General features: G+C 61.2%; 11 protein-coding genes. 8 read left to right on the plus strand and 3 right to left on the minus strand.

The window, feature by feature from the left end; all coding sequences use genetic code 11:
• Positions 1–65: 65 nt before the first annotated feature.
• From NE357_RS14065 to NE357_RS14080, 4 genes are all read left to right on the plus strand, one after another.
• Positions 66–3152: an autotransporter serine protease gene (locus NE357_RS14065; RefSeq protein ID WP_169430380.1), complete on the plus strand. Its 3087-nt coding sequence runs from the start codon at positions 66–68 to the stop codon at positions 3150–3152.
• 57 nt (positions 3153–3209) lie between these two features.
• Complete coding sequence (locus tag NE357_RS14070; RefSeq protein ID WP_169430381.1) at positions 3210–4898, plus strand: polyurethane esterase; 1689 nt, start codon at positions 3210–3212, stop codon at positions 4896–4898.
• Between the two features lie 151 nt (positions 4899–5049).
• Entirely contained in the window at positions 5050–6903 is a 1854-nt protein-coding gene (locus NE357_RS14075; RefSeq protein WP_169430382.1) for a polyurethane esterase, read from the plus strand.
• 163 nt (positions 6904–7066) lie between these two features.
• Entirely contained in the window at positions 7067–7441 is a 375-nt protein-coding gene (locus NE357_RS14080) for a hypothetical protein (protein WP_169430383.1), read from the plus strand.
• 46 nt (positions 7442–7487) lie between these two features.
• Here NE357_RS14080 and NE357_RS14085 read toward each other — a convergent pair whose 3' ends face one another.
• Positions 7488–7712, minus strand: a complete 225-nt coding sequence (locus NE357_RS14085) for a YgdI/YgdR family lipoprotein (RefSeq protein ID WP_085709821.1) — start codon at positions 7710–7712, stop codon at positions 7488–7490.
• Between the two features lie 198 nt (positions 7713–7910).
• Between NE357_RS14085 and NE357_RS14090 the strand changes: the two genes are divergently transcribed.
• The 4 genes from NE357_RS14090 (at position 7911) to NE357_RS14105 (ending at position 14420) form a co-directional block, all read left to right on the plus strand.
• Positions 7911–9563, plus strand: coding sequence for a VRR-NUC domain-containing protein (locus NE357_RS14090; protein ID WP_169430384.1), 1653 nt, complete (start codon positions 7911–7913; stop codon positions 9561–9563).
• The gene (locus NE357_RS14095) at positions 9560–11878 is read left to right on the plus strand and encodes an ATP-dependent DNA helicase (RefSeq protein ID WP_169430385.1); all 2319 of its coding nucleotides are present in this window, start codon (positions 9560–9562) and stop codon (positions 11876–11878) included. Before NE357_RS14090 ends, NE357_RS14095 begins: the two co-directional genes overlap by 4 nt.
• A 10-nt stretch (positions 11879–11888) precedes the next feature.
• The gene (locus NE357_RS14100) at positions 11889–13808 is read left to right on the plus strand and encodes a hybrid sensor histidine kinase/response regulator (protein WP_169430386.1); all 1920 of its coding nucleotides are present in this window, start codon (positions 11889–11891) and stop codon (positions 13806–13808) included.
• A 75-nt stretch (positions 13809–13883) separates the two neighbouring features.
• Positions 13884–14420 carry a hypothetical protein gene (locus NE357_RS14105; RefSeq protein ID WP_169430387.1) on the plus strand — a complete coding sequence of 179 codons (537 nt, stop codon included), beginning with the start codon at positions 13884–13886 and terminating at the stop codon, positions 14418–14420.
• Positions 14421–14474: 54 nt separating this feature from the next.
• Here the strand turns inward: NE357_RS14105 and NE357_RS14110 are convergent, their stop codons facing one another.
• Both NE357_RS14110 and NE357_RS14115 read right to left on the minus strand, forming a co-directional pair.
• Positions 14475–14771 (minus strand): hypothetical protein, encoded by a 297-nt coding sequence (locus NE357_RS14110; protein WP_169430388.1) that lies wholly within the window; start codon positions 14769–14771, stop codon positions 14475–14477.
• Between the two features lie 186 nt (positions 14772–14957).
• Positions 14958–16301 (minus strand): cation:proton antiporter, encoded by a 1344-nt coding sequence (locus NE357_RS14115; RefSeq protein ID WP_169430389.1) that lies wholly within the window; start codon positions 16299–16301, stop codon positions 14958–14960.
• Between the last annotated feature and the right edge of the window lie 30 nt (positions 16302–16331).

The raw sequence follows: 16331 nt of genomic DNA on the forward strand, positions 1-16331 counted from the left end.
GAGAACGATCAGACGATCACTTCAATAGACGGATTTTGTGCAACATCACTAAGGAAGGTCGCTGGATGAAAAATAACAACACCCCCGCGCAATCGGGTGGCTGCTTTCGCCTGAAAACCCTCAACTGCGCCTTGCTCTGCGCCATGGCCACCTGGGGCAGCGCACAGGCTGCGCCCTACGTGGAGAGCGGGCGGGCAGGGGACCCGGCCAGTTGGCGCAGCGCCGAGTTCAAGGCGGACTGGGGCCTGGGCGCGATCGGCGCGGACTACGCCTACGCCGCCGGCTACACCGGCAAAAACGTGAAACTGGGGATTTTCGACCAGCCGGTATATGCCGCGCACCCGGAATTTTCCGGGACCAACAAAGTCGTCACCCTGGTCACCAGCGGTATCCGCGAATACACCGATCCGTACATCCCGGTCAAAGCCGGGGACGCGTTCCGTTATGACGGTTCGCCCTCGATCGGTTCCGACGGCAAGCTCGGTGCCCACGGCACCCACGTTGGTGGCATCGCCGCAGGTAGCCGTGACGGCGGGCCAATGCACGGCGTAGCGTTCGGGGCGCAGATCATCAGTGCCGATAACGGCGACCCGGGGCCGGAAGACGGCATTGTGCGCGGCAACGACGGCGCGGTGTACAAGGCCGGTTGGGATGCCCTGGTCGCCAGCGGTGCACGGATCATCAACAACAGTTGGGGTATCGGCATCACTGACCGATTCGACCGCGGCGGCCGCGACCCTGCTTATCCGCATTTCACCGTCAACGACGCGCAATTGCAGTTCAACGAGATCCGCACGCTGCTCGGCACCAAACCCGGTGGCGCGTATGACGGCGCGATCGCCGCCGCTCGCAGCGGAATCGTGACAATTTTCGCAGCCGGCAACGACTACAACCTGAACAACCCGGACGCCATCGCCGGCCTCGGTTACTTCGTGCCGGACATCGCACCGAACTGGATCACCGTCGCCGCATTGCAGAACAACCCGGATCTGGCCAGCGCCAACCCGTACATCATGAGTACGTTCTCTTCGCGCTGCGGCTACACCGCCAGTTTCTGCGTCTCGGCACCGGGTACGAAAATCTACAGCTCGATCATCGAAGGCACCAACGCCGACAACCTGACGACCGGCTACAAAAACTACAACGGCACCTCGATGGCCGCGCCACACGTGGCCGGCTCCATGGCGGTGTTGATGGAGCGCTTCCCGTACATGTCCGGGGACCAGGTTGCCAGCGTATTGCGTACCACCGCCACCGACCTCGGCGCACCGGGCATCGACGCCCTGTACGGCTGGGGCATGATCAACCTGCGCAAGGCCATTGACGGCCCGGCGATGTTCGTCACTGAACAGGACATTCCCGAAGAGTTCCGCATCCAGGGCGCCTACGGCTCCGGTCAGTTCGTGGCGGATCTGCCGGGAATCGGCGCGATCATCGATGCGGGCAAACCCACCGAACGCGTGTGTAACGACATCACCTGCGGGCTCGACACCTGGCGCAACGACATTTCCGGCCATGGCGGTCTGACCAAGCAAGGAATTGGCACCCTGGTGATGACCGGCGCCAACACCTACACCGGTCCGACGCTGGTGAATCAGGGGCGACTGGCGATCAACGGCTCGCTGCAATCGGCGGTGACGGTCAATGACGGCGGCATCCTCGGCGGTAACGGCCGGATCGCCGCGCTGACTGCCAACAGCGGCGGCACTGTGGCGCCGGGCAATTCCATCGGGACCTTGAACGTGGCCGGTGACGTGACCTTCGCACCGGGTTCGACCTATGCGGTGGAAGTGTCCCCGACCAGCAGCGACCGCGTCGTGGCCGGCGGTACTGCCACCATCGAGGGCGCAACCGTTGCGCTGTCACTGGAAAACAGTCCGACCTTGCTGACCACCGGCGAGGTGAAATCCCTGCTCGGCAGCCAGTTCAACATCCTGCAGGCAGCGGGTGGCATCCAGGGCCGTTTCGGTCAGGTCCTGCCCAGCTATGCGTTCCTTGGCGGCACTCTCGATTACTCGGCAAACGGTGTGCAACTGGATGTCGGGCGTAACGGTGCTTCGTTCGCCAGCGTCGGCCTGACCCCGAATCAGCGTGCCGTCGGTGCCGCCGCCGAACGTCTGGGCGCGGGCAATGCGCTGTTCGAAACCCTGCTGCTGTCGCCGACTGCCGCCGTGGCGCAGGACGCTTTCCAGCAACTGTCCGGCGAGATTCACCCGGCCATTGGCACTCTGCTGATCAACGACAGCCGTTACCTGCGCGATGCCGTGGGCGAACGCCTGCGCGAGCGTGATCTGTTCGACGCCGGCGCGCCGACTGATGATCGCAGCAACGCCTGGATGAAGGTGCTCGGTGCCTGGGGCAAGAGCGACGGCGGCCATGAAAATGCCAACGCCAACAGCTCCATTGGCGGACTGTTGCTCGGTGTCGATGGCCTGATTACTGAAGATACCCGTCTGGGTTTCGTTACCGGTTATAGCGACAGTTCTTTGAACATGGGTGGCGGCACGCACTCGTCGGCGTCCATTGACAGCTATCACCTGGGTACGTACCTGGGGCATCAGATCGACGCCCTGCGCCTGACCGCCGGAGCGGCTTACAGCTGGCATCGCATCGACGTCAAACGTGACCTGCAATTCGCGGGCGTCAGCGGCAAGCAGAAGACCAAGCGTGATGCGACCACCGCACAACTGTTCACAGAAGCCGCCTACGATCTTGGTCTGCAGCCGATGAACCTGGAGCCGTTCGCCAATCTGGCTTACGTGCACCTGAACAGTGACAGCTTTACCGAAAAGGGTGATGCCGCCGCACTGAAGGGCGGTGAAGACAACCGCGACGCCGTATTGTCGACCCTCGGCGTTCGCGCCAAGCGTACGTTTGCCCTGTCGGACAAACATCAGCTGGAGCTGGGCGCGACACTGGGCTGGCAGCACAACCTGAGCAGCGTGGATTCCGACAGCCACTTGGCCTTCGTCAATGGCAACAGTGCGTTCACCGTGCAAAGTGTGTCGATGGATCGAGATGCAGCGGTGGTCGGCGTACGCGCCGGGCTGGCGCTCAATCGCGATGTCCGGGTCAACCTGGACTACAACGGACTCATCGGTTCGAACGAGAAGGACCACGGTGTGGGCCTGACGCTGGACTGGCAGTTCTAAGGTGTAGCGGCAGTTCGGAAAAGAACTGCCGCTTTTTAAAGGAAGAGAGAGCACGACATGGGATTGTTTGATTACAAGAAAGCCGATGGCAAAGCGTTGTACAGCGACGCCATCGCGCTGACGCTGTATTCCTACACACCGACCGGGCAGCCTTTGCCCGGCACCGGGTGGGCGCCACTTGGCGCCACGGCACTGGGTTATCAAGGCAAGAGCGATGCGAAGGGCACGTTCTTCGGCGAGAAGGACGGCTTTACCAGCGCCGAAGCCGAAGTGCTCGGCAAGTACGACGCCGCGGGCAAGCTGATCGGCATCGGCGTGGCCTTTCGCGGCACCGGCGGCCTGGGCTACAGCGACACCTTCGGCGACATGAAGAACAATCTGCTGGCCGCCATCGGGCCGGTGGATTACGCCAAAAATTACGCGAAGAATGCTTTCGACAACCTGCTCAAGTCAGTAGCGGCGTTTGCCACGGCCCATGGCATCGCCGCCAAGGACGTGCTGATCAGCGGCCACAGCCTCGGCGGGCTCGGAGTCAACAGCGTGGCGCAACTGAGCGCGAGCGACTGGGGTGGTTTCTTCAAGGACGCCAACTACATTTCCTTCGCCTCGCCGACCCAGAGCAGCACCGGCACCAACGTGCTGAACATCGGCTTCGAGAATGACCCGGTGTTCCGTGTGCTCGACGGCACCACGTTCAGCACGGCGTCGATGGGCAAACACGACAAGCCGCACGACTCGACCACTGACAACATCGTCAACTTCAACGACAACTACGCGTCCACCGCGCAGAACCTGGTGCCGTTCAGTATCGTCAACCCGTTGAACTGGTCGGCTCACAGTTCCCTGGGCTACGCCGACGGCCTGAACCGGGTGATCGACTCCAGGTTCTACAACCTCACCAGTCAGGACTCGACCATCATCGTGTCCAATCTGGAGGTCTCGTCCCGGGGCAAGACCTGGGTCGAGGATCTGGGTCGCAGCGGTGAGCCGCACACCGGCAGCACCTTCATCATCGGCACTGACAGCAATGACTGGCTCAAGGGCGGGGCGGGCAACGACTTCCTGGAAGGCCGCGCCGGCGACGACCTGTTCCGCGATGACGGGGGCTTCAACATTCTGTTGGGCGGTCAGGGCCACAACACCTTCGACCTGCAGAAACCGTTGCAGAACTTCAGTTTTGCCAACGACGGCGACGGCACGCTGTACGTGCGCGACGCCTACGGCGGCATCAGCATGACCCGCGACATCGGCGCGCTGGTGAGCAAAGAGTCCGGTTCGATGTGGAGCAGCAAGGAAATCACCTGGACCGTCACCGGCAAAGGCCTGGCCAACGGTGCCGAGCTGACCCAGTACAACCATTCGCTCAATGGCGGCGCACTCGGCGACACGCTGAAGGCTACCGCTGACGGCGACTGGCTGTTCGGCCTGGGCGGCGACGATCACCTGTTCAGCGACAAGGCCCATGTGACCTTCGTCGGCGGCGCCGGCAATGACGTGATGAATGCGGTGGGTGGCAGCAACACTTTCCTGTTCAGCGGCGCGTTCGGCTTTGACTCGATCCATGGCTACCAGGGCAGCGACAAACTGGTGTTCATGGGCGTTCAGGGCGCAGGGCAGGGCTACGACTACAAGCAACATGCTGCGCAGTCCGGCGCCGATACCGTGCTGAAGATTGGCGACTATGCCGTGACCCTGATCGGGGTGGGTGTGGCTAATCTGTCGGATTCGAGTTTCGTGTTCGCCTGATTCCGTGTGGGAGCCACCGCGGCTTGCGACGGTTCCCATTGGGGTTGCATGACACAAGTGTTGTAAATGAAATGCTCCGGAACGCCTCGGGAGGGGCGTTCTGGTTGTGAGCTATCTCTGAATAATTCCAACAAAGAGAGAGGCAACAGCAATGGGTGTGTATGACTACAAGAACTTCAGCACAGCGGATTCCAAGGCGTTGTTCAGTGACGCCATGGCCATCACGCTGTACTCCTATCACAACCTCGACAACGGTTTCGCGGTTGGCTACCAACACAACGGTTTCGGCCTCGGCCTGCCGGCCACACTGGTCAGCGCGCTGATTGGCGGGACCGATTCGCAAGGGGTGATTCCCGGCGTCCCGTGGAACCCCGACTCGGAAAAACTCGCCCTCGACGCCGTGAAAAAGGCCGGTTGGACACCCATCACCGCTTCGCAACTGAGCTATGACGGCAAGACCGACGTTCGCGGAACCTTCTTCGGCGAAAAACCCGGTTATACCAGCGCCCAGGTGGAAGTCCTCGGCAAGTACGACGCCCAGGGCCATCTCACGGAAATCGGCATCGCGTTTCGCGGCACCAGCGGCCCGCGGGAAATCCTGATCGGCGACTCCATCGCCGACGCCATCAATGACCTGCTCGCCGCTTTCGGCCCCAAGGATTACGCCAAAAACTACGTCGGCGAAGCCTTCGGCAACCTGATGAACAACGTGGTGGCCTTCGCCAAGGCCAACGGGCTCACCGGCAAGGACGTGCTGGTCAGCGGCCACAGCCTCGGCGGACTGGCCGTCAACAGCATGGCGGACTTGAGCGGCAGCAAGTGGGGCGGGTTCTTCCAGGACTCCAACTACATTGCCTACGCCTCGCCGACCCAGAGCAGCACTGACAAGGTGCTCAACGTCGGCTATGAAAACGACCCTGTGTTCCGTGCACTCGACGGCTCGACGTTCACCGGGGCATCGCTGGGCGTCCACGACGCGTCGAAAGTGTCGGCGACCGACAACATCGTCAGCTTCAACGACCACTACGCCTCGAACGTTTGGAACGTGCTGCCGTTCTCGATCGTCAACGTTCCGACCTGGATCTCGCACCTGCCGACCGCTTACGGCGACGGCATGAACCGTGTGATCGAATCGAAGTTCTACGACCTCACCAGTCGAGACTCGACGATCATCGTCGCCAACCTGTCGGATCCGGCACGGGCCAACACCTGGGTGCAGGACCTCAACCGCAACGCCGAGCCCCACAAGGGCAGTACCTTCATCATCGGCAGCGACGGCAATGACCTGATCCAGGGCGGCAGCGGCAACGATTATCTGGAGGGCCGTGCCGGCAACGATACGTTCCGCGATGGCGGGGGCTACAACATCCTGCTCGGCGGCTCGGGCAACAACACCCTGGAGTTGCAGAAGTCAGTCAATACCTTCGACTTCGCCAACGACGGCGCCGGCAACCTGTACATCCGCGATGCCAACGGCGGCATCAGCATTACTCGCGACATCGGCAGCATCGTCACCAAGGAGCCGGGTTTCCTTTGGGGGCTGTTCAAGGACGACGTGACCCACAGCGTGACCGCCGATGGCCTGAAGGTCGGCAACAACGTCACCCAGTACGAGTCGAGCGTCAAGGGCACCAGTGGCTCCGATAGCCTCAAGGCCCACACCGGCGGTGACTGGCTGTTCGGTCTGGACGGCAACGATCACTTGATCGGCGGCGCGGGCAATGACGTATTCGTCGGCGGTGCCGGCAATGACCTGATGGAGTCGGGCGGCGGGGCGGATACGTTCCTGTTCAGCGGTGCGTTCGGTCAGGACCGGGTGGTGGGATTCACCGGCAACGACAAACTGGTGTTCCTCGGCGTGCAGGGCGTGTTGCCGGGCGATGACTTCCGCGCCCACGCCACGGCGGTGGGGCAGGATACGCTGCTCAAGTTCGGCGGTGACTCGGTGACGCTGGTCGGGGTTTCGCTGAGCAGTCTCAGCGCCGATGGCATCGTGATCGCTTGAGGGTAATGGTGGAGAGGGAATTCCTTCCCTCTCCCTATTAAAAGTGACTCATTGGCCACTACCTGACTCAAAGCCCTGCAACAACAGGAAATGCGGACTAAAGCCATCGCATGCGCACTCGTCATGTATGGGCAAGCCGCCAATGAGTACAGGAGATTCAAACGTGAAAGGTTTCAAGAGGTATATCGGTATCGTCGGGTTGGCGCTGCTGTCGGCCAACGCCTGGGCCGATCTGCCTCACAGCTCGATTCTGAGCCGCTACGGCGTCAGTTCCGATGATTTGCCGAAACCGGCCCCCACCGAGAACACCGAGCCGGTCGAAGAAAAAAGCCGTTTTCAGCTCCAGCCGGAACAACCCTTCGTGACGATCCGTCTGGGCGACGGCAAGCAACCGGAAACCACCGGCAACCTCAGTATCGACCGGATGGCACAGCAGGAACGCGAGCGTTGCCAGCGACTACAGGCAGAACTGGCCCGTCGAGGTGAACGCTACTTCAGTTGTGACAACAGCATTCCAGGCATGACCCTGCCGCAGTAATCGCGGCTTTCAGGGAGCTGCCGCAAGGGCAGCTCCGCTGTTGCAATCAGTCTTCCTTGCGCACCGTGGCCACTTCGTCGGCCTTGACCCGGATCTTCGCACCGGAAATATCCCGGAATTCATAAAAGCCGTCCTCGGACTTGGTTTTCGGCATGTCCTTGGTCAGATACTGCGTGCCATTCTGCAAGGTCACCACCGTCGGGGTGGAGCACCCGGCCAGTGCCATCAGCGCTACGACGGTCATCGGCATAAACAACGTCTTGAAATTCATAACCGGTATTTCCTCATTCAATTCGACCGGTGTCGGTCCTCTTACGCGGTTGGTGCCAGATCGCCTGTAAAAGTTCGATGGACTGGCGAAAAAACCTCAAGCGCGGATGCCATTGATCCTTTTCCGTTTGCACCCGGCGGGGCGGAACTGGTATCTGTACGCATAACCAGTATTCGCTTGCCATGGCCCGTTATCATCGTGACTTCCAGCCCCCTCGACGATCCGTTCTATTACCTCAACAACTTTCGACAAGTGCTTGAATGGCTTGAGCTTCGCTATGCCGACGTGATGAGCGACACGGAACACGCGTTCATCCGTGACTTCACATCGCTGCCACGCGGGTCACAGGGGTTGCTGGTGCGAATGGTGATGCGCAAGGGCGTACATTTTCGGGCGGGCAAGCTCGATTATCCGGAAATCGGTGACATTGCGTCAGCCGCGCAACCGTTGCTCGATCATGGCTGGCTGAACGAGCAGGCGCTGTTGTCGATGCCGGAGCTGTTCGATCTGCTGCTCAAGGCTGAAGTTGTGCAAGCCTTCGGCCCGGCCATCGACGACCCGAAGGGCAGGAAAGTCGACTGGCTGCCGATCCTGCATGAACAGTTTCCCGAGGTACGCCCGTGGCGTGACTGGTGCCCGCAACTGACAGACCGACTGTTCAGCCTGACACTGATGGACCTGTGCGACCGGTTTCGCCTGATGTTCTTCGGCAACCTGTATCAGGACTGGTCGGAGTTCGTCCTCGCCGACCTCGGGATCTTCACCTATGAAAAGGTCGAATTCAGCGCCGACTCCCGTGGCCTGCGCAGCCGCGCGGATGTTGATGCCTGCCTGTTCCTGCACGATTGCCAGCAGCGCTTCGAGGCGGGTGAGGCGATCGAGCCGATTGCCGGGCAGTTGAACACGCTGCAGTTCGATAACCCGTGGTTGCAGCGTCGGCTCGGCAAGCTGCTGTTCCAGATCGGCCAGCATTGCGAACGCATCGCAGCGTTTGCGCTGGCCCTGAGTCTTTATCGTGACTGCGCCTATCCCGGCGCGCGATTGCGGATGATCCGTGTTCTGGAGCGTTGCGGCGAACATGCGCTGGCGCTGGAGCTGGGCACGGTGGCCGAACAGGCACCGCAAAGCGCCGCCGAACAGCAGGGGCTGCAACGCATGCTGCCACGCCTGCGGCGCAAACTTGGCGGCCCGATACTCAAGCGTGTCGCGCCAAAACCTGTAGAACGACTGGACCTGCATCTGCCACGGCTCGAACCGACGTTGTCGGTGGAGTATCACGTGCAGGCACACCTGCATGAAGACGCAGGCCCCGTGCACTACGTGGAAAACAGCCTGATCAATTCACTGTTCGGCCTGTTGTGCTGGCCAGCGATTTTTGCACCGCTGCCAGGCGCGTTTTTCAACCCGTTCCAGCGCGGGCCGGCGGACTTGCTCCATGAGGATTTCCACGCTCGCCGCGCCGGGTTGTTCGAGTCCTGCCTGGCCGAACTTGACGACGGCCGCTACACCGACACCATCCGCAGCCGATTTGTCGCCAAGTGGGGCATTCAGTCACCGTTCGTGTTCTGGGGGGCCCTCAATGAGGAACTGCTGGAGCAGGCACTGACCTGCCTGCCGGCCGAACACCTCAAGCACTGGTTCAATCGCCTGCTGCTCGACATCAAGGCAAACCGCGCCGGCATGCCGGACCTGATCCAGTTCTGGCCGCAGCACAAGACCTACCGGATGATCGAAGTCAAAGGCCCCGGCGACCGTTTGCAGGATAACCAGCTGCGCTGGCTGGAGTTCTGCCACGCGCACCAGATGCCGGTAGCCGTGTGTTACGTGCAATGGGCGGAGCAGGGCGCTTGAGCTACAGCATCGCGGTACGGGCCCTGTGTGAATTCACCGCCAAGAGCGGTGACCTGGACCTGCGATTCACACCGTCACCCACCGCACTGGAAGGCATTGCCGGCCACCGCACCGTCGCCTCCCGGCGCAATGACGCCTATCAAAGCGAAGTGGCGCTGGAGGGCGAATTTCGTACCTTGAAGGTCAAGGGCCGGGCAGATGGCTACGATCCGGCGCAGAACTGCCTGGAGGAAGTCAAAACCTACCGTGGCGACCTGAGTAAACAACCGGCCAACCACCGCGCACTGCACTGGGCGCAGGCGAAGATCTATGGCTGGCTGATGTGCCGCAAGCTGGAACTGGAACGGATCAACCTGGCGCTGGTGTATTTCGATATCGTCAGCGAAAAGGAAACCTGTCTGGTCGAAGACTTCAGCGCCGAAGCGTTGCGCATTTTTTTCGAACAGCAGTGCGGCTTGTTCCTGGCATGGGCCGAGCAGGAAATGGCTCACCGTGAAGCGCGTAATCAGGCGGCGCAGCAACTGCGCTTTCCCCATGACAGTTTCCGTCCCGGCCAGCGACATCTTGCCGAGTCGGTGTTCAAGGCTGTCAGCACCGGCCGCTGTCTGATGGCCCAGGCGCCCACAGGCATCGGCAAGACCCTCGGCACGCTGTTCCCGATGCTCAAGGCCCTGGCGCCGCAGCAGCTGGACAAGGTGTATTTCCTCACCGCCAAGACACCGGGGCGCAAACTGGCGCTGGATTCGGCGCAAGTGCTGTTCGATCACGACGCAACCCTGCCGCTGCGGGTGCTGGAAATGGTCGCGCGGGACAAGGCTTGCGAGCATCCCGACAAGGCCTGTCACGGTGAATCCTGTCCGTTGGCGCAAGGTTTCTACGATCGACTGCCAGCGGCGCGCGAAGCCGCCAGTCAATTGAAGTTGCAGGATCAGGCTGCAATCCGTGACGTCGCCGCGCAACACTCGGTGTGCCCCTACTACCTGAGCCAGGAAATGGCGCGCTGGGCCGATGTGGTGGTCGCGGACTACAACTACTACTTCGATTTCACCGCGATGCTGTTCGGCCTTGCCCAGCTCAATCAATGGAAAGTCGCGGTGCTGGTGGACGAGGCGCACAACCTGATCGAGCGCGGACGGCAGATGTACAGCGCCACCCTCGATCAGGGGATATTCAACAACGTGCGCAAAACCGCACCCGAGGCTTTGAAAAAACCTTTGCAGCGGGTCAACCGTGAATGGAACGCCCTGCACAACGCGCAACTGGCGCCGTATCAGGCCTACGACAAGGCGCCGGAAAAACTGCTGCAGGCGATCACGTCGTGCAGCGCAAGCATTGGCGATTACCTCAACGACCATCCGCAAGGGCTGGACAGCGGTTTGCGGAATGCCTACTTCGAGATGCTGCAATTCGGCCGGGTCGCGGAATTGTTCGATGCGCATTACCTGTTCGACATCAGCAAGCGCGACCTCGACCGCAAACGCCCGCTGTCGCAGCTGTGCCTGCGCAACGTGGTGCCGGCAGCGCTGCTTGGTCCACGGCTGAGAGCGGCCCGCAGTTGCGTGCTGTTTTCCGCCACCCTCAGCCCTCGCCATTATTATGCCGACCTGCTCGGGACACCGGCCGACACGGTGTGTATCGACGTCGAATCACCGTTCAACGCCGAACAGTTGCAGGTGCGGATCGTCAGCCAGATCTCCACCCGTTTCACCCATCGCCAGGCTTCGCTGGAGCCGATTGTCGAACTGATCGCTCGCCAGTTCGGCGAGCGTCCGGGCAATTATCTGGCGTTCTTCAGCAGCTTCGACTACCTGCAACAAGTCGCGCAATTGCTCGCCGAACGGCATCCACAGATCACGCTCTGGCAGCAATCGCGGGGTATGGCCGAAGGGCAGCGGCAGGCGTTTCTCGATCAGTTCACGGCGCACAGCCAGGGCATCGGGTTCGCGGTACTCGGCGGTGCGTTCGGCGAAGGCATCGATCTGCCCGGTGCCCGGTTGATCGGCGCCTTCGTCGCCACGCTGGGGCTGGCGCAGCTCAACCCGGTCAACGAACAGCTGAAACGGCGCATGGCGGCGATTTTCGGCGCCGGTTACGACTACACCTACCTGTTCCCCGGCGTGCAGAAAGTGGTGCAGGCCGCCGGTAGGGTGATCCGCACCCAGCAGGATCGTGGCGTGGTCATGCTGATCGACGATCGCTTCGCCGAGAGCCGCATCCAGCAACTGTTGCCGCGCTGGTGGCAACTCGATCATGCAGATGCCGCTTTCCTATCCGCCGGTTTGACGCATACTCCTGTTATTGAGAATCTGCTTTGAGCCAAGCCTGATGAGCGAGAACAAGACGTCCGCTGCGATCGAAGAAATGCGCTTTCGCCTGCTGATCGATGCCGTGGTCGATTATGCGATCTACATGATCGATCCGGCTGGCATCATCACCAGCTGGAACTCCGGGGCCAAACGTTTCAAGGGGTATGAAGAAGCCGAGATTCTCGGTGAGCATTTTTCGCGCTTCTACACCGATGAAGACCGCGCTGTCGGCATGCCGCAACGGGCACTGGAAACGGCGATCCGCGAAGGACGGTTCGAAGGCGAAGGCTGGCGGGTGCGCAAGGACGGTACGCACTTCTGGTGCCACGTGGTGATCGACCCGATTTACAGTCCGGACGGGCAACTACTCGGTTTTGCGAAAATCACCCGTGACCTCACCGACCGCAAGATGGCCGAGGAAACCCTCAAGCAAAGCGAACAGCAGTTCCGCCTGCTGGTGCAGGGCGTGACCGACTACGCGATCTACATGCTCAGCCCGGAAGGCCGCGTGACCAACTGGAACCCCGGTGCGCAACGGATCAAGGGCTATGCGCCGGACGAAGTGATCGGCAAGCATTTCTCGATGTTCTACACCCCGGAAGACCGTGAGATCGGTGAGCCGCAGCGAGCGCTGGAAACCGCCGTGCGCGAAGGGCGCTTCGAGAACAGGAGCTGGCGTCTGCGCAAGGACGGCACGCGGTTTCTGGCGCATGTGGTGGTCGATGCGATTCGCGGTGAGACCGGCACGTTGCTTGGTTTTGCCAAGATCACCCGCGACGTCACCGAAGCCCACCAGGCACAACTGGCACTGGAGCAGACCCGCGAAGCGCTGTTCCAGGCGCAGAAGATGCAGGCCATCGGCCAACTCAGCGGTGGCATCGCCCATGATTTCAACAATCTGCTGACGGTGATCCTCGGCAATCTGGAGATCGTGCGCAAACGTGTGGGTGACGACCCCAAGGTCAGCCGTTTGCTGGAAAATGCCACGCAAGGCGCGCTGCGCGGTGTGTCCCTGACCCAGCGCATGCTGGCCTTCGCCCGGCGTCAGGAACTCAAGACCGAACCCGTGGAGATTGCGAAACTGGTGCAAGGCATCACTGGCCTGCTTCGCAGTTCGCTGGGCCCGGGAATTCGCATCGAAACACAGTTTCCCGACGAACTTGAAGCGGTGCTGGCCGACACCAACCAGCTCGAACTGGCGGTCCTCAACCTGGCCACCAACGCACGGGATGCGATGCCCGAGGGCGGCAGCGTGGTCATCGGCGCCGAGCCGCGAGTGGTTCTGCAGCAGAACCAGTCAACGCTGGCGGCAGGGCGTTATGTCTGCCTGAGCGTGACCGATACCGGTGAAGGCATGGATGACGCGACACTGGCCTCGGCGACCGATCCGTTCTTTACCACCAAAGGTCTGGGCAAGGGCACAGGGCTGGGACTGTCGATGGTGCACGGTTTCATCGAGCAGTTGGGCGGCCGTTTTGTGCTCAAAAGCATGAAGGGGCACGGGACTTGCGCCGAACTCTGGCTGCCGGTCGCCGTCGACGGGATGGCGGCCAAGCCTCTGAGCCCGAAGCCGCCCACGGCGGCAGTGCCGCGACTCAGCGTTCTGGTGGTGGACGACGACAGTCTGGTGCGAACCAGCACCAGCCTGTTGCTGGAAGATCTGGGACATCGGGTCATCGGTGCGGCTTCGGGCGTGCAAGCGCTGGAATTGTTCAATCAGGGGGAAGTGATCGATCTGGTGATTACAGACATGGCCATGCCGAAAATGAACGGTGCGCAACTGGCGCATGCGGTGCGTTTGCTCAAGCCGGATCTGCCGATCATTCTTGCCACGGGCTATGCCGAGCGTCTCGAAGGCTTCGCGGCCGAGTTGCCGCGACTGTCGAAACCTTTCAATCAGATGCATCTGGTGGAGATCATCGCTCAGTCGATGAAGTGAGCCGGGTCAGGATCCGGCTGAACTTGTTCGGGGCTGGCCGGCTCCAAACGCTTTGTCTTTCGGAGCGTCCATCCCGTGCCACGCATACTGACCCATCCGACCGCCGAAGAGACCCTGACCGAACACAATGCAAAGATGTTCGGCTCGCCCAAGGAGCGCCTGGATTTCTATCGACGGGAAATCCAGTACGAAACCAGCATTCTGGCCAACCGCACCGACGCGTATCTGGCGGCGCAATCGTTTCTGGTGATCGCCTTCGCCTCCTGCATGGCCAACCTCAATCCGGAGTGGGGCAAGCTGTTTACGTTGGTGGTTCCGCCCTTTCTGGCATTACTCGGGCTACTCAGTTCACTCAATGCCTGGCCGGGAATCCGGGCGGCCTACGACATCATCGACCACTGGCATTTCAAACAGAGTGAGTTGCTGCGCAGCGAACCGTTGATGGGTCTGGCTTATGACGAATCGCCGTTGTTCAGTGAAATGGAGTCCAGTCACAAGGGTTACTGTAAATCCCTGCTTTTTTCCCTTCGCACACCGTGGATTTTCGCCACGTTCTGGGTACTGCTCGGCAGCTATGCCGTTTTCATACAGATCACCAATCCTGGAAATTGAGCGACCCCAAAAGTAAAGCCCGGCCATCCAGGCCGGGCTTTTGCGTTTTTGAGGTCAGGCGCTGGCTTCGAGCTCGCGGCGCAATCCCCGGGAGTTCTGCTGCGACATGGGAATGGGCGGGAAATCCTCGTTCAAGACGCACAGGTGCTCGATGGCATCCTGGAATTTCAGATCGGCCTTGCGGCGCAGGAGTCGATACCGCTCGAATTGTTCGATATCCAGGTGCTCGCCTTCGAGCAATTCGTGGGCCGCCCGATTGAGCGCCTGGGCCTCTTCGAACAACTGCCGGTTGCGCTCCAGCGCCAGGGTTCTGCAAGCCTTGATTTGTGCCGATGTCGAACATTCTTTCATGACCGTTGACCTTATTCTTCCTGATTCCTTGTGCCGGGCGTCCAGCCGCGGGGAACCGAGTCTGCCGAATCTCGCCGGACGGAATCGACGAGAGGTTAAAGCTGTGACCGGCGGCGGTCAGACGCGGATCCATTTATTTAAAGAAAAAAGTTCGATGTTTTTCGGCGATAGCGCCGGGAGAAAAAATCAGTTTTTTTGCTTTTTTTGTTGCTCGTAGCGAGCCAGGAGCGGCTGGGTGCTGATGCCGTGCAGCAAAATGCTCAGGGCCACGACCGAAAGGGTGAGATCGGTACACTGTGCGCCCACGGTGTTACCCAGGCCATGGTTCAGGGCGTAGAACAGATAGAACAGACTGCCGATGCCACGAATGCCGAACCAGCCGATCAGCATCCGCTGACGCCACATCAGCAGTGATCCCCATGGCATCAGTGCCACACAGGCTGGCCGAATGAGACAGAACAACACGCCACCGACCCACAATGCCCGCCAGTCCCAGTGAGTGACCAGCACGACGCCGAGCAGGGTCACCAGAAACACTTCCATGGCCCGTTCCACCAGACCACCGAAAGCGAGCATATCGCCCATCATGATCCCGGCGGCCACCTGACTGCTTTGCAGCCGCTCGGTGTCACCGTGCACCGCGTGCTGCGGTTCGACGTTCTGATGGCCGACCACCGGTTGCACCAGATGTTCGGCCGGCGGCTGATGGACGCCGGTGGACTTCACTTCCTCCTGACGCAGGCCCAGCCCGGCGGTAAACACCGACAGAAAGCCGTAGCCCCCCACGGACTCGGCCACCACAAAGGCAAGTGCAATCAAGGCCAGTGCCAGATAGTCGTTCGGGCTGACAGTGCTGTCTTCATTGCGCGTCTGCAAGGCGAGGGTGGCCCGGCCAATGCCGCGCCCCATCCAGTAACCCGTCAGCAAGCCGACGGGGACTGCCCAGAGCAGATCGCGCAAGACCCAGTTGCTCCACTCGGCGGCCAGGCCCTCGCCTTGCAGCAGCAACAGCCCGAGGATCACAAAGGGAAAGGCCACTCCGTCGTTCAGGCCAGCCTCGCCGGACAGTCCAAAGCGCACACTGTCGACATCCCGCGCATCGTTGACCTGCACCAGCGCCGCCAGCACCGGGTCGGTGGGCGCCAGAATCGCGCCGATCAGCAACGACGGTCCCCACGACATTTTCAGACCGTAGTGCAGGAGCAGACAGACGCCAATGATCGTCAGCACCATGACCGGGCCGGCGAGGCCGAAAGCGATTCGCCAACGCTTGTCGCGTAACGGCAGGCGCAACTTCAAGCCGCAGACGAACAGTGAAAACAGCACCGCGACTTCAGTCAGGTGCTCCATCCAGGACGCGGCGTGCTCCAGCGGCAGCTTCAGCAGATCGAGCCCGCTCGGGCCGATGCCGACGCCGAGCAGCAGGCACACCGCTGACGTCGTTACCGGCATCCAGCGCAGGTACGACGAGGTCAACGCCAGCGTCAGCAGGACGGCGCCGAGCACTGCTACCCAGATAATGAATGTCATGGTCCGCGGCCCGTCCTGACAGTCGTTGCT

The organism is Pseudomonas sp. G7(2022), from assembly GCF_052660475.1.

Excerpts from the sequence above, each read along its gene's own strand:
- NE357_RS14115 (WP_169430389.1), bottom strand. The coding sequence starts at position 16,301 with ATGACATTCATTATCTGGGTAGCAGTGCTCGGCGCCGTCCTGCTGACG.
- NE357_RS14085 (WP_085709821.1), bottom strand. The coding sequence starts at position 7,712 with ATGAATTTCAAGACGTTGTTTATGCCGATGACCGTCGTAGCGCTGATG.
- NE357_RS14100 (WP_169430386.1), top strand. The coding sequence starts at position 11,889 with ATGAGCGAGAACAAGACGTCCGCTGCGATCGAAGAAATGCGCTTTCGC.
- NE357_RS14110 (WP_169430388.1), bottom strand. The coding sequence starts at position 14,771 with ATGAAAGAATGTTCGACATCGGCACAAATCAAGGCTTGCAGAACCCTG.
- NE357_RS14065 (WP_169430380.1), top strand. The coding sequence starts at position 66 with ATGAAAAATAACAACACCCCCGCGCAATCGGGTGGCTGCTTTCGCCTG.
- NE357_RS14075 (WP_169430382.1), top strand. The coding sequence starts at position 5,050 with ATGGGTGTGTATGACTACAAGAACTTCAGCACAGCGGATTCCAAGGCG.
- NE357_RS14070 (WP_169430381.1), top strand. The coding sequence starts at position 3,210 with ATGGGATTGTTTGATTACAAGAAAGCCGATGGCAAAGCGTTGTACAGC.